The organism is Trebonia kvetii, assembly GCF_007827045.1.
Classification (GTDB): domain Bacteria; phylum Actinomycetota; class Actinomycetes; order Streptosporangiales; family Streptosporangiaceae; genus Trebonia; species Trebonia kvetii.
Genome location: NZ_RPFW01000003.1, coordinates 397,776 through 410,414 on the forward strand (window position 1 = coordinate 397,776; position 12,639 = coordinate 410,414).

Sequence of the window (12,639 nt, forward strand, 5' to 3'; positions counted from 1 at the left end):
GGACCGCATGGTGAGCGCATGGGCGGGACGCCGCGATCCCATCGACGCGCCGGGGACCGACGAGCGGCTGTGGGCCGCGTGGCCCTGGCTGAGCACGCTTCCGGGTGCCGGGCTGGCTGGCCTGTCGAGCCTGAGCAGCGCGGTCATCGTGGCCGCGCATCCCGACGACGAGGTGCTCGGCGTCGGCGGCTTGATCTCGATGCTCGCCGCGTCGCGTGCGCGGCTGCGGCTGGTGGCGGTCACCGACGGCGAAAGGTCGCACCGCGGTCATGCCACCCCGGCCTCGCTCGCCCGCCGGCGGTCCGCGGAGACGGCCGCCGCGCTGCGCGCGCTCGGCGCCGGTTCGGCCGAGGTCATCAGGCTCAAGCTGCCCGACAGGCGGCTGGCGGCCCGTGAGGACGAACTGACCGAGGCGCTTGTGCCGCTGCTCGAGGGCTTCGACCTGTGCCTTGCCCCGTGGGAACACGACATGCACCCCGATCACGAGGCCGCGGGCCGCGCCGCGCGCAGGGCGGGACCGCAGAGCCTGTACTTCTATCCGGTCTGGATGTGGCACTGGGCAGTACCTGGCGATCCTCGCGTCCCCTGGGACCTGGCACTCCGCCTGCCGCTGCCGCCGCGCGCCACCGCCCGGAAGCGGGCGGCCATCACGTGCTTCACGAGCCAGCTCACGGACCGGGGCCACGGGCTCGGCCCGGTGCTTCCCCCTGGGGTGATCGCTCATTTCACCCGCGCGATGGAGGTGCTGCTGCGCTGACCGGCCCGCGTCCGGCGGGCCTACAGTAGCCGCATGCTGTCGCTGCGCCCGATGACCGAGCATGACCTGCCGCTGGTAGCGGACTGGCTCAGGCAGCCGCACGTGGCACCGTGGTGGATTCCCGACACGACGGTGGAGGCATCGCCGCCCTGGTGGCCGGGGTCCGCCGCCATCATCCCGGCGCCGGCATCCTCGTCGACCCCACGCCCGCAACGTCGCCTCCAGGCGAGTAATCGAGAAGAACGGCTTCGGCCTGGTGGCGGTCCGCCCGGTGGCCAGCGAGCCCACCGGCGATCCGATGGCTATCTACCGCCTGCCGGGCGGCACGTGACCGGCACTCGGGCTCCGGCTGGCGCGCACGGCGCGACGAGCGCCCTGGATCCCAGGTAGGCTAGGGTTTCCGTAGGCCCCGATAGCTCAGTGGATAGAGCGACCGCCTCCTAAGCGGTAGGTCCCGGGTTCGAGTCCCGGTTGGGGCGCTGGTCATTCAGCGTCTTCAGCAGCTGCGCGCCCGTTTCGTGCCCGATCGCTCAGAAGCCTTACACGCCTTCGACTTGGCGAGTTCAGCGCCTCCATTTGCGATCAGCTGATTCCCGGTGTGCCGCAGGTCGTGAACGTGGACGCCCTCCAGGCCGACAGCAGCGAGAGCCGGGAGCCAGACGCGGCGGCGGAAGTTCGAGTGCGCCAACGGCGTGCCTGTCGAGGTAGCGAAGACGAGCGAAGCCGACGAGGGAAGCCAGTTCAGGTGCTCGCGGATATCAGGCACGATCAGCTCGGGAATGTCCACGTCCCGCACACCAGCGCGCGACTTGGGCGGCCCGAACGAGTGGCCAGCACCGTGGTAGTGAAGCTGCCGGGTGACCTTCACCGTGCGGGCGTCCAGGTTGGCGCGGAGGCAAAGACGGGGCCGCGGAACCCAAGGCAATCTCGGAGCCGCGGCGGATTTGACACGGGGACCCCTCGCGGCGGCTCCATCGGGCTTATGCGATCGATCTGGGAAGGCCGCCTGATCGCGGGCAAGCGTACAGCCGCGCCCCCGTGTCAAATCCGCCGTTCTGCGGGCGCGTAGCGTGCAGGTAACCGCAACCATAGGAGTATATTTCCCCCTGAAACCTTACTGTTTACTGTCAAGCGTGGGTTGACGGTAAAACGACGGATGGCATGCCATGGCACATCCCGGCGTGTGACTCCGGCCTATAGGGCGAGTCACGGCTTCTTCGCTGCCACTGTCTCACTCACCTGCCGGGCACTCCGGCAGGTCATCGGCTGGATAGTATTGTTTAACCTCGATTAGCATCAATAGCTTAATCAGTTTCTTAAAGTTCGCGGACCTGTTATGATGGGCTTCATGAAATCGCAAGCTACCGTTTATCTAATTTGCGGGTTTATCGGAGCCGGTAAGACGACTTTTGCAAAGAAGCTAGAAGAAAGAACCGGAGCAGTGAGGATCACGAAAGACGAGTGGTCAATTCGTCTAATCGGAAACAATCCTGCAATCGACGGATATGCGGAGTGGGATGCAAAGATCATCGGACTCTCGCGAGATTTTGCATTCTACCTTGCAGGAAGAGGGATTGACGTTATTATGGACGAAGGGTTCTGGGGAAGAGAAGAGCGAGAGCAGCTGAAGCGGCGAATACGCGCAATAGGCGCCAAGGTGACAATGTACTACGTTGAAACTCCAATAGAAGAAATACGAGAACGAGTTATTGAAAGAAACAATAATCTCACGGAAGAATCTTTTGAGATTAGCCGAGAAATGTTGGATGGTTATCTGGTGGGTTGGCAGCCTCCCGGTGAAGATGAACATTACCTTCTAGCCAGTGATTTGAAATAGTCCAAGCAGCCCCTCTACGAGGGGGACGGCCGCGGGGTTGGTCGTCGTTAGGCATGAGACGACCTCGCTGGGGCACATCGAGGGCACATTAGCGCGAGATCTGCCGAGATCTCAGCAGGTCAGGCGGCGTGTCAAGTACATCGACCCAGGTCACGGCTGCCAGGCTCACGGTCCTGTCTGTGGGACTAAAGGCCCTACCGGGTACAGTCCCGGCGGCCTGTACTCCACACATAGAACAGGGTTGGAGGCAGACATGGCAGTGGACCGTGACCCGGCGGAGATCGTCGCCAATCTGCGGGGATCGATCGAGGCCAGTCAGCGTGGATCGCGGAAATTGAGGGCGCACCGTTTCAGGGACCTGTTCGGCTTCCAGCCGTGGTCGCCAGTTCGCCGGAAGATGGTTAGCAAGCTCCTGGCCGACGAGGGCATTGTGGTCCAGCCGCCGCTCGACGAGGCCGGGCGCGAGAAACTGAACCCAGGGTCGGAGCTCGAGGTCGAGATGCACTTCGCCGCCCGGTTGTTCCAGGCGCTGGGCCATGCCGAGGAGCAGGAAGCCGCCGGATCCGGCGCGCGGTAGAAACTACCTAGCATTATCACGGGTGTACGGAGGGCTCATGAAGGTGCTGGATTCACGGGCGGCACGGCTGTGGCTGGCCTTCGCCGTGGCCGCCGCGCTGGCCCTTACTGGCGGAGCGGCGGCGCCGGCGGCGAGCGCGGCAACCGCTCCGGCCGTCTTGACGTCGCTTGACTGCCGGTCGGCGACCCAGTGCGTGGCCGTCGGCGACAACAACCCCGACCACCCGACCCAGCTCGAGGGCGACAACTGGAACGGCACCGCCTGGGTCCGGGTTACGGTGCCCAACCCACCCGGGAGCGTCCGCGTGCGGATGAACGGCGTCGCCTGCCCGGCCAGCCACCCGTGCGTCGCGGTGGGCAAGGCGCAGCCGAAGTCCGGCGGCTCCTACGCCATCGGCGCGCTCTGGAACGGCAAGAGCTGGTCGGTCGCCCGGGCCGCGGCCCCAGGGGCTGGTTCTCAGCTGACGGCGGTCGCCTGTCCCGCGGTACACAGCTGCTACGCGGCCGGGAGTTACCTGCCCAAAGGCAGCGGCCGGACGGTGCTGATCGAGCACTGGAACGGCACGGCGTGGGCGCAGCAGCCCGCCGCGGCTCCGCCCGGCAGCCGCGGCGGCATTCTCTATGCCATCTCATGCGCGACCACGAGCATGTGCGTCGCCATCGGCGACGACGGTTCCGGGCCGCTGATCGAGCGGTGGAACGGCAAGGCATGGGCCGCCACCCGGCCGCCGAGCACCACGTCCGAGTCGATCTGGGCGGTGTCCTGCCCAACCACGACCAGGTGCTTCGCGGTCGGTGAGGACAACCTCGGACTGGGGGTCCTGGTCGACCAGTGGAACGGCTAGACCTGGACCCGGTCCTTCCCTGTCGTAGCGGCCGACTTCGGCCCGATGCTCAAGTCGGTCTCCTGCTCCTCCGCCAGCGCCTGCATCGTGGTCGGCAACGACGCCACCGTGGCGCTCGCCGACCACTGGGACGGACAGGACTGGCTGCCGCTCCAGATGACGTTCACCGGCGGCACACCGCGGTCGTTCGGCCAGATCCGCTGCCTGTCCGCCACCAGCTGCGTCGCCCTGGCGGGGGGGTCGGGGTCAGAGTTCTGGAACGGCAGCACCTGGCGCACCGTGCCCACCACGTAGCCCCCGGGCACCCGTCGAGTAAATGTGATTCTGGCGCGCGAGAGCTGCGTGCGGGTCGGCGCGCTCAGAGCCTGGTGAGGACGCGCGACGCGATGTGCCTGCCGATGACGATGGACGCGGTCGCGGCGGGCGATGGCGCGTTCAGCACGTGGACGACGCCGTCGTCCTCCTGGATGAGGAAGTCGTCGACGAGCGTGCCCGACCTGCTCAGGCACTGCGCCCGGATGCCGGAAGGACCGAACCTCATGTCGCCGTGCCTGAGGTGGGGAATGTACCTGCGCATCTCGGCCAGGTAGGCGGTCTTGACCAGGTCGCGCCAGATCTCCAGGGCCCCGGTCTTGGCGTACTCACGGGCCAGCCGCCGCAGCCCGGGGAACCGCAGGCTGTCCAGCAGGTCCCTGCCGTTCACCGAGAGCCGCCCGTATCCTTCCCTGGCCAGCGCAGGCACCGCGTTCGGCCCGGCGTGCAGTGTCCCGTCCACACCCCTGGTGAAGTGCACGCCGAGGAACGGGAAGGCCGGGTCAGGTACGGGATATACCAGCCCGCGCACCAGGCCGGCCTTGTCGGGCCGGAACGTGTAGTAGTCACCGCGGAACGGGACGATGCGGTAATCGCGGATGCCGTGACCGGTCATCGCGGCGATCCGGTCCGCCTGCAGCCCGGCGCAGGCCACCACGATCCGGGCTTGCAACGGGCCGCCATCGGTATCGGCCAGCCAGCCGCTCCCGGTTCTGGTGAGCCGTCTGACTCCGTGACCGCACAGGACCTGACCGCCGCGGTGGGCTACGGTCTGCCCGTAGGCGGCGGCGACGAGCCGGTAGTCGATGACGCCGCTTTCCGGTATGTGCAGTGCGCGGATTCCGCGGACCTCCGGCTCGATCTCGGCGATCTCGCCAGCCGCGACTTCCCTGACCGCGAGCCCGTTCGCCCGACCCCGCTCGGCCAGGCCGGCGAGCCGCGGCAGCTCGCTGCCCTTGGTGGCGACCACCAGCTTGCCGGTCAGCCGGTACGGGATCTGGTGCTCGGCGGCAAACTCCGCCATGGCGTGGCGTCCCTCGGTGCAGAACCTCGCCTTCAGGCTGCCCGGCTGGTAGTACAGCCCGGCGTGGATGACACCCGAGTTATGGCCGCTCTGGTGAGTGCCGACCTGCTGTTCCTTTTCCAGGACGGCGAGGCGCAGCCCCGGACGTTCCGCGAGCAGCGCCATCGCGGTACCGAGCCCGACAAGCCCGGCGCCGATGACCGCGACGTCGAAGGTCTCTCCGGTCATCGCGGGCTCCCGATCCTGTAGCGGCTTGCCTGAGCGATGATCTCCTGCCATGAGTAATGCAGGCCGGCCTTGAACATGCTCAGTCGCATGAGAACTCCATGGTCCCTCACTCGCCAAGCAGTTCCGACACGGCTTCGGTGAAGACGGCGGTATGCGCGTCCACGTCCGACTTCGTGGTCATCGGCGACATGAGGGCCATGTTGTGGAACGGGGTCATCAGGATGCCCCGGTTCAGCGTGTACAGGTGCATGTACTCGTCAAGATCCACGTCCGCGGCGGCGGCCGACTCGCCGCCGGTGACGGGCGGCTCCGGGGTGAAGCGGTATTCCGCCCGGGCGCCGAGCTGACTGATCGACCAGGGGACGGACTTCGCGGCGAGGACCGCGCGGACCGATTCCGTGTAGCCGGCGGCCACCTCTGTCATGCCCGCGAAGGCGGCATCGGTGAGTACCGATCCCAGGCAGGCGCGCATCGCGGCGACGGACAGCGCGTTACCCGCCAGGGTGCCGCCCACCCCGCCGACGTCCTCGATGTCGGCGCTGTCATCGCTCAGGATCCGCTCGGCCAGGCCCGCGTCAAGCCCGTACGCGCCGCAGGGCACGCCGCCGCCGATCGACTTGCCGATGGTCACCATGTCGGGGTCCAGGCCCCACGCCCTGGTGCAGCCGCCGGGACCGGCGCTGAACGTGTGCGTCTCGTCGTTGATGAGCAGCGTCCCGGCGGCGCGGGTCAGCTCGCGCACCTGGGCGAGGTAGCCGTCGCGCGGCAGCACGATGCCGATGTTGGTCAGCGCCGGCTCCATCAGCACCGCCGCGACGTCGCCGTGCGCCAGCTCCCGCTCCAGTGCCGCGGGGTCGTTGAACTCCACCACCCGGGTGGTGGTTACCGGGTCCACCGGCGCGCCGACGTTTCCCGCGCGGGACACTGGCCGGCCGTCGGGGCCGACGACGATGAAGGTCTCGTCGACCGAGCCGTGGTAGCAGTAGCTGAAGACGAGGATCTTGGTCCGCCTCGTCAGCTGGCGCGCGACCCGGATCGCCCACCGATTGGCGTCGGTCGCCGACAGCGTGAACGACCAGTGCGACACCCCGAACCTGCGGGCAAGCTCGGCCGCCACCCATGCGGCGTCCTCGGTGGGCAGCATGGTGGTCGCCCCGCCCAGTTCGGTATAGCGCCGGGCGACAGCCTCCGTCACCGGAGCGGGCGAGTGCCCGGCCATCGCGCCGGTGTCACCCAGGCAGAAGTCGATCAGCTCATGACCGTCGATGTCGCTGAGCCTGGCGCCGCGTGCCGCCGCCTGGTACACAGGGAACCCGCCGGGCCACATTCGCATCCAGGTCATCGGCACGCCGCCGAGCAGATGCTCGCCCGCGCCGTCGAAGGCGGCCCTGGACCTGGGGAAGTTCGCTGCGTAGGAGTCTTGCTCGCGCTTGACCAGCGCGGCGAGCCGGTCCCTGTTGATGGCAGTCACAAGAGACATCTTCAGAAACCTCAGCCCTATTGGCAACCACCGGCCCCGGAGTCGCGCACGCGTCGGGCCCGCCCGCCCCGATGCGCGGACTGGGCGCTGGAATGGCGAGTTGCCGACTGGGGCTGGCACGGAAATACTCGACGCATGCGGCTAATGGTGCTGTCGGATCACGTGGCCGACATGCGAGCCGAGCGTCAGTCGCCCGGCCGCCGGACCGCGGGCGAGTACCAGCGGGAACTTGCCGCGCACCGCAAGTGGGTCGCGGAGGCTGTTGAGCGACGCGACCTGGCCCGCAGGCGGCGCCGCCCGTTTTCCTGGCTGTGGTGGACGCTTGAGTCGCGCAGGCGGCGGCGTGCCGCCACCCCCGTTGCGCCGACCGCGGCGCGCAGGCAGGCCGATGCGGCGCTTGGCGCGCTCGACGGCGGTGCCGAGGGCGAGCGGGAGGTCGCCGCCGTGCTGAACCGCGCGCTCGGCAAGGACTGGACCCTGTTCAAGGGCTACCGCAACGCGCGCGGCGAGATCGACTACCTGATCCTCGGGCCGGCCGGCCTGTTCGCCGTCGAGGTCAAGTACGTGAACGGAACGTTCAGCATCAAGCCGGAGCGGTGGACCTACGTGAAGATCGACCGGTACGGCATCGCGCACGAGGAACACGTGCTCGCGGACGCCGGCGACCGCCCGCCGCACCGGCAGCTCGGCGAGCCCGCCAGGCAGCTCGAGGATTTCCTTGCCCGGCGCGGCCGCCCGGTGCGGGTGCAGCCGGTGGTCCTGCTCAACCACCCCCGGGCCAAGATCGGCTACCTCGACGAGAACGTGGGCATCCCCGTGCTGACCGCCACCAGGCAGCTGGCCGGCCTGGTGCTCGCGGCAGGCGGGAACCTCAGTGCCAGCGAGCGAACGGAGATCGCCGGCCTCATCGAGCGGGACCACCGCTTCCACGACCGGCGTGGCCGGGGCTGACCGGCAGCCGGCGCCGAGGTGCCCGAGCCGGGGAGCGCGGAAGACCACTCGCGCGGGTAGTGGACAATCAGAGGGAACGAGTTCCTACCGAGGAGTAACAAATGCGTCGTACCGTGTTCAACGAGGACCACGAGGCCTTCAGGCAGGTCCTGCGTGACTTCATCGAGGCCGAGGTCGTGCCGAACTATCAGGCGTGGTACGACGCGGGCATCGTGCCGCGCGACTTCTACTACAAGCTCGCCGAGCTTGGCGTGTTCGGCATCGAGGTGCCCGAGGAGTACGGCGGCGCGGGTCTCACGTCCTTCAAGTACTCCGCGATCGAGACCGAGGAGCTGGCACGGGCCGCGGTGAGCTTCGGCGGCTCCGCCGTGCACGTCGCGCTCTGCCTGCCGTACCTGCTCAAGCTCGGCACCGAGGATCAGAAGAAGCGCTGGATGCCCAAGTTCATCTCCGGCGAGATGCTGTTCGCGATCGCGATGACCGAGCCGGGCACGGGCTCCGACCTGGCCGGTATGCGCACCACGGCGAAGCTGTCGGAAGACGGCACCCACTACGTGCTCAACGGCGCGAAGACGTTCATCACCGGTGGCGTGCACGCCGACCGGATGATCGTCTGCGCGCGCACCGCGCCAGCCAAGGAGGACGACCGCAGGTTCGGCATCTCTCTCTTGGTCGTCGACACCAAGCTCGAGGGCTACGCGGTCGGCCGCAAGCTGGACAAGATCGGCCTGAAGGTGTCGGACACCGCCGAGCTGTCCTTCCACGATGTAAAGGTCCCGGTGGAGGACCTGCTCGGCGAGGAGAACAAGGGCTTCTCCTACCTTGGCCAGAACCTGCCGCAGGAACGGCTGAGCATCGCCTTCGGCGCCTACGCGCAGGCCGCCGCCGCGGTGGAGTTCGCGAAGAAGTACACCCAGGAGCGGCTCATCTTCGGCAAGACCGTCGCGTCCTTCCAGAACACGAAGTTCGAGCTCGCCGCCTGCAAGGCCGAGGTGGACGCCGCGCAGGCGGTCGTCGACCGGGCACTCGAGGCGCACGACAGGGGCGAGCTGACCGCCGCTGAGGCGGCCTCCGCCAAGCTCTTCTGCACCGAGGTGGCGAGCCGCGTCATCGACCGCTGCCTGCAGCTGCACGGCGGCTACGGGTTCATCAACGAGTACCCGATCGCCAAGCTGTACGCCGACAACCGGGTGAACAGGATCTACGGCGGAACGTCTGAGGTGATGAAGACGATCATCGCCAAGGACATGGGTCTTTAGCGGTTTATTGGAGGATCGTCCAAGCACTGGCAAAGTCCGTCACGAGCGACTGACTTCGCTCGATTTCTATGCAATTGCGAGTTACTGTCATGCTCCGTGTACGACGGACCCATCATCGATGCGCACACGCATCCGATGCTCGACCCCGAGGCCCAGATCGTGGCGGATCCGCATCCGCCCGAGGCATACCTGGCGCTTGTTCGCGGGTCCCGGATCGCGCGCGCCGCCGCGCTCACAATTGCGCGGGGCGGTGAGCTGAAGCGCACGATGGCGGGCAACGATGCCGTCTTGCGGCTGGCCCGTGACTCGGGCGGATTCTTCTATCCGGTCTGTTCAGTGCATCCGGCGGACGGCGGGGCGGCGGCCGCGGAGATCGACCGGGTCGCCGCCGCGGGCGCGGCATGGCTCAAGCTGCACCCGAATACGCAGCGGTTTGACGTGGCCGATCCCGCCGTCGAGGCGGTCGTGCGGCGCGCCGCCGAGCGTGAGCTGCCCGTCCTGTTTGACGCCTATTCCCCGTGGGACGCCAATCAGCCGGGCAAGTTCGTGAACCTGGCGACGGCCGTTCCCGAGGCCAGGCTCATCCTCGCCCACGCGCACGGCCCTGGCTTCCCGCAGCTGCTCCTCTACGACATCCTGGCGCGTTACCCGTGGTGGCGGCGGAACGTATGGACCGACATCTCGGCGACAAGCCCGATGCTCGCGGGCGGCCCGTTCGCCGAGCAGTTCACCTGGGTGCTGCGGAAGTTCGGCATCGACCGGGTGATCTTCGGCAGCGACTACCCGATTGACGACCCGCTCGCCGCCGTGGCCGCCGTCGCGAGGCTGGGCTTCACCGACGAGGAGCAGGCCGCCATCCTGCACGACAACGCCGCGGCCCTGCTCGTCAGGTGAACCGGCTCGCCAGGTGAATCCGGCGTACGGTTGACCGGTGCAGACCTACGATGACGTGGCCGCGATCGCCGCCGGGCTGCCGGAGGTGACCGAGGGTGTGGAGAAGCACCGCGGCAGCCGCACCTGGGACGTCGCGGGCAAGGCGTTCGCCTGGGAACGCCCGTTCAGCAAGGCGGACCTGAAGCGCTACGGCGACGAGCAGCCCCCGCAGGGCCCGATCCTCGCCGTCCGCACCGTCGACCGGGCGGAGAAGGAGGCGATCCTGGCCGCGGGCAAGAACGGCTTCTTCACCATTCAGCATTTCAACGGCTACAACGGCTATCTGATCCAGCTGGACAACGTCAGCCCGCAGGACCTGCGGGAAGCGCTGGTCGACGGCTGGCTGGCGGTCGCGCCGCCGCAGGTCGCCGAGGGATATCTCAGGCATTAGCCCGAACGGGATCGGCTGACTCTCCCGCGCCACCCGTCTCCCCAGTGCCGTCCAGCCCGGGGGCGCATCGCGGACTTGGCTGTCCAAATAATGAGACATATTAGTCCATCCAGTAAGACTCGTCTAGCATGAGAGTCATGCCTGAGGTCTACACGCACGGTCACCATGAGTCGGTACTGCGCTCGCACAAGTGGCGCACCGCGGCGAATTCCGCCGCCTACCTGCTGCCGCATCTCGCGCCGGACGCCCGGATCCTCGACGTCGGCTGCGGCCCAGGCACGATCACCGCGGATCTCGCCGACTTGGTACCGCAGGGCCGGGTCACCGGGATCGACTCAGCGGCGGAGATCATCGCGCAGGCCGCCGCTGCCGCCGGCGGCAGGCAGAACCTGGACTTCGCGGCCGGCGACGTGTACGCGCTCGACTTCCCCGACGCCAGCTTCGACGTGGTCCACGCCCATCAGGTGCTGCAGCACCTGAGCGACCCCGTGCGGGCGCTGCGCGAAATGCACCGGGTCACCAGGCCGGGCGGCCTCGTCGCGGCCCGCGACGGCGACTACGCCGCGATGGCCTGGTACCCGGAGTCGCCGGCCCTCGATGAGTGGCAGGCGTTCTACCGCGCGGTCGCCAGGAGCAACGGCGGCGAGCCGGATGCAGGCCGGCGGCTGTACGCATGGGCCAGGCGGGCGGACTTCACCGACATCATCAGCTCGTCCTCCAACTGGACGTTCGCCACGCAGGCAGAGCGCGACTGGTGGGGCGGCCTGTGGGCGGACCGCTCGGTCAAGTCCGCGATCGCTCAGGCCGCGAAGGAACGCGGCATCGCCACCCCCGAGGCCCTGGAACGCATCGCCGCGGGCTGGCACGCCTGGGCGGCGGACGAAGACGGCTGGTTCCTCTGCCCGCACGGCGAGATCCTCTGCCGCGTCGGCTAACCGCGCCCGTAACCCCCGCCTGAGTCAGACCTCGTCCCCGGCGGAGTATGCCCGGTCCCCGTCATCACGCCGCAGCAGGCTGCGAAGCTGCTGAGTAAGCCGAATCCGTTCGGCAGAGACCTCGGACAGCCGTGCCGCGAGCTCGTCACGCTGCCGGACGACCTCGGCCAGCTGCTGCTCGAGCTCGATGATCCGCCGGATGGCGGTCATCGTCATGCCCTCGTCGGCCATCGTCGCGACCTGCTGGATGATGCGGATCTCCACCCGGGTGTAGCGGCGCTGGCGGCCCGCGGAGCGCTGCGGCGAGACGACCTGAAGATCGTCGATGCGGCGCAGGAACGCCTGCTTCAGCGAGAGCATGTCCGCCACCTGGCCCACGGTGAAGAGCGGTACGTTCTCGTCGTCGAACGGCTCCACTGTCCGCCTCCCTTCGCCGCAGTGTCCGGTATTCCTCGCAGTCATGATGCTAAAGCGGGAGCCGGACGCTGAACGCCCGGCTCCCGCTTCGCTGTGCCCGGCCGGCCGCCTTCGCGGCGGCGCGGCGATTGCCTGCCCGTGACGGGCTTACTCGGCCGGGAGCTCCCTGGCGCCCGCCGCGGTGCCGATCTCGATCTTGCGCGGCTTCGCCTCCTCGCGAACCGGGATGCGCAGCTCAAGCACGCCGTCGGCGTGGCTGGCCTCGATCGCGTCCGCGTTCAGGTTGTCCGAGAGCCGGACCCGGCGCGTGAAGCTGCCGAACAGCCGCTCGCGGACGACCGGGTTCTCGCCCTCGGCGCGCTCCTCATCGCGGGTGGCGCTCACGCTGAGCACGCCCTTGTCAACGGTCACGTCGATCTTCTCCGCGTCCACGCCTGGGACGTCGAAGCGGAGCACGAGCTCGCCGTCGCGCTTGATGGTGTCCATCGGCAGGGCCGGCGCGTAGCCGGCGCTGCCGAGCGCCCGGCTGGTGAACGTGGGACCGCCGAAGGCGCGGCGCACGATCCGGTCGAAGTCACGGCTGATCGGGTCGAGAGTCGTCAGGTACATCGCTACCTCCTGAGAGGGCTGCCACCCTGTGTGGTCTCGCCCTACGTTCGCAGAGAACTTACAACTCAAGTTGTATATTCCCTCA

16 protein-coding genes and 1 tRNA gene are annotated in these 12,639 nt (G+C 68.1%); 11 read left to right on the forward strand and 6 right to left on the reverse strand.

What is annotated here, in order from left to right:
• The first annotated feature begins 7 nt into the window (after nt 1–7).
• Entirely contained in the window at nt 8–757 is a 750-nt protein-coding gene (locus EAS64_RS16640; RefSeq protein WP_145853916.1) for a PIG-L deacetylase family protein, read from the forward strand.
• Nucleotides 758–777: 20 nt separating this feature from the next.
• Here EAS64_RS16640 and EAS64_RS43635 read toward each other — a convergent pair whose 3' ends face one another.
• A complete protein-coding gene (locus tag EAS64_RS43635; protein ID WP_187365970.1) occupies nt 778–933 on the reverse strand; it encodes a hypothetical protein in 156 nt (51 codons plus the stop codon).
• Between the two features lie 230 nt (nt 934–1,163).
• On the opposite strand from EAS64_RS43635, the gene EAS64_RS16645 reads away from it, so the two are divergent.
• Nucleotides 1,164–1,236, forward strand: a tRNA-Arg gene (locus EAS64_RS16645).
• A gap of 17 nt (nt 1,237–1,253) precedes the next feature.
• On the opposite strand, the gene EAS64_RS16650 is transcribed toward EAS64_RS16645, so the two are convergent.
• On the reverse strand, nt 1,254–1,625 hold the full coding sequence (locus EAS64_RS16650; protein WP_145853917.1) for a site-specific integrase: 372 nt from the start codon (nt 1,623–1,625) through the stop codon (nt 1,254–1,256).
• A gap of 480 nt (nt 1,626–2,105) precedes the next feature.
• Here EAS64_RS16650 and EAS64_RS16655 point away from each other — a divergent pair, with 480 nt between their 5' ends.
• The 4 genes from EAS64_RS16655 to EAS64_RS16670 all read left to right on the forward strand — a co-directional run bounded on the left by EAS64_RS16655 (nt 2,106) and on the right by EAS64_RS16670 (nt 4,309).
• Nucleotides 2,106–2,594 (forward strand): P-loop nucleotide/nucleoside kinase family protein, encoded by a 489-nt coding sequence (locus tag EAS64_RS16655; RefSeq protein ID WP_187365971.1) that lies wholly within the window; start codon nt 2,106–2,108, stop codon nt 2,592–2,594.
• A gap of 253 nt (nt 2,595–2,847) precedes the next feature.
• Entirely contained in the window at nt 2,848–3,171 is a 324-nt protein-coding gene (locus EAS64_RS16660) for a hypothetical protein (protein ID WP_145853919.1), read from the forward strand.
• Nucleotides 3,172–3,208: 37 nt separating this feature from the next.
• Complete coding sequence (locus EAS64_RS16665) at nt 3,209–4,015, forward strand: hypothetical protein (protein WP_145853920.1); 807 nt, start codon at nt 3,209–3,211, stop codon at nt 4,013–4,015.
• 45 nt (nt 4,016–4,060) lie between these two features.
• Entirely contained in the window at nt 4,061–4,309 is a 249-nt protein-coding gene (locus EAS64_RS16670) for a hypothetical protein (protein ID WP_145853921.1), read from the forward strand.
• A 64-nt stretch (nt 4,310–4,373) separates the two neighbouring features.
• On the opposite strand, the gene lhgD is transcribed toward EAS64_RS16670, so the two are convergent.
• A complete protein-coding gene (gene lhgD / locus EAS64_RS16675; RefSeq protein WP_145853922.1) occupies nt 4,374–5,579 on the reverse strand; it encodes an L-2-hydroxyglutarate dehydrogenase in 1,206 nt (401 codons plus the stop codon).
• A 106-nt stretch (nt 5,580–5,685) separates the two neighbouring features.
• On the reverse strand, nt 5,686–7,059 hold the full coding sequence (locus EAS64_RS16680) for a transaminase (protein WP_145853923.1): 1,374 nt from the start codon (nt 7,057–7,059) through the stop codon (nt 5,686–5,688).
• A 135-nt stretch (nt 7,060–7,194) separates the two neighbouring features.
• On the opposite strand from EAS64_RS16680, the gene EAS64_RS16685 reads away from it, so the two are divergent.
• The 5 genes from EAS64_RS16685 (at nt 7,195) to EAS64_RS16705 (ending at nt 11,528) form a co-directional block, all read left to right on the forward strand.
• Nucleotides 7,195–8,010 (forward strand): nuclease-related domain-containing protein, encoded by an 816-nt coding sequence (locus tag EAS64_RS16685; RefSeq protein WP_145853924.1) that lies wholly within the window; start codon nt 7,195–7,197, stop codon nt 8,008–8,010.
• Nucleotides 8,011–8,111: 101 nt separating this feature from the next.
• Nucleotides 8,112–9,269: an acyl-CoA dehydrogenase family protein gene (locus tag EAS64_RS16690; protein WP_145853925.1), complete on the forward strand. Its 1,158-nt coding sequence runs from the start codon at nt 8,112–8,114 to the stop codon at nt 9,267–9,269.
• Between the two features lie 96 nt (nt 9,270–9,365).
• Nucleotides 9,366–10,163: an amidohydrolase family protein gene (locus tag EAS64_RS16695; protein ID WP_145853926.1), complete on the forward strand. Its 798-nt coding sequence runs from the start codon at nt 9,366–9,368 to the stop codon at nt 10,161–10,163.
• 37 nt (nt 10,164–10,200) lie between these two features.
• Nucleotides 10,201–10,593 (forward strand): MmcQ/YjbR family DNA-binding protein, encoded by a 393-nt coding sequence (locus EAS64_RS16700; RefSeq protein WP_145853927.1) that lies wholly within the window; start codon nt 10,201–10,203, stop codon nt 10,591–10,593.
• Nucleotides 10,594–10,730: 137 nt separating this feature from the next.
• Nucleotides 10,731–11,528, forward strand: coding sequence for a methyltransferase domain-containing protein (locus tag EAS64_RS16705; protein ID WP_145853928.1), 798 nt, complete (start codon nt 10,731–10,733; stop codon nt 11,526–11,528).
• A 24-nt stretch (nt 11,529–11,552) separates the two neighbouring features.
• Here EAS64_RS16705 and EAS64_RS16710 read toward each other — a convergent pair whose 3' ends face one another.
• Nucleotides 11,553–11,945, reverse strand: coding sequence for a MerR family transcriptional regulator (locus tag EAS64_RS16710; RefSeq protein ID WP_246115720.1), 393 nt, complete (start codon nt 11,943–11,945; stop codon nt 11,553–11,555).
• A 147-nt stretch (nt 11,946–12,092) separates the two neighbouring features.
• Nucleotides 12,093–12,554 carry an Hsp20/alpha crystallin family protein gene (locus EAS64_RS16715; RefSeq protein WP_145853930.1) on the reverse strand — a complete coding sequence of 154 codons (462 nt, stop codon included), beginning with the start codon at nt 12,552–12,554 and terminating at the stop codon, nt 12,093–12,095.
• Nucleotides 12,555–12,639 lie beyond the last annotated feature (85 nt).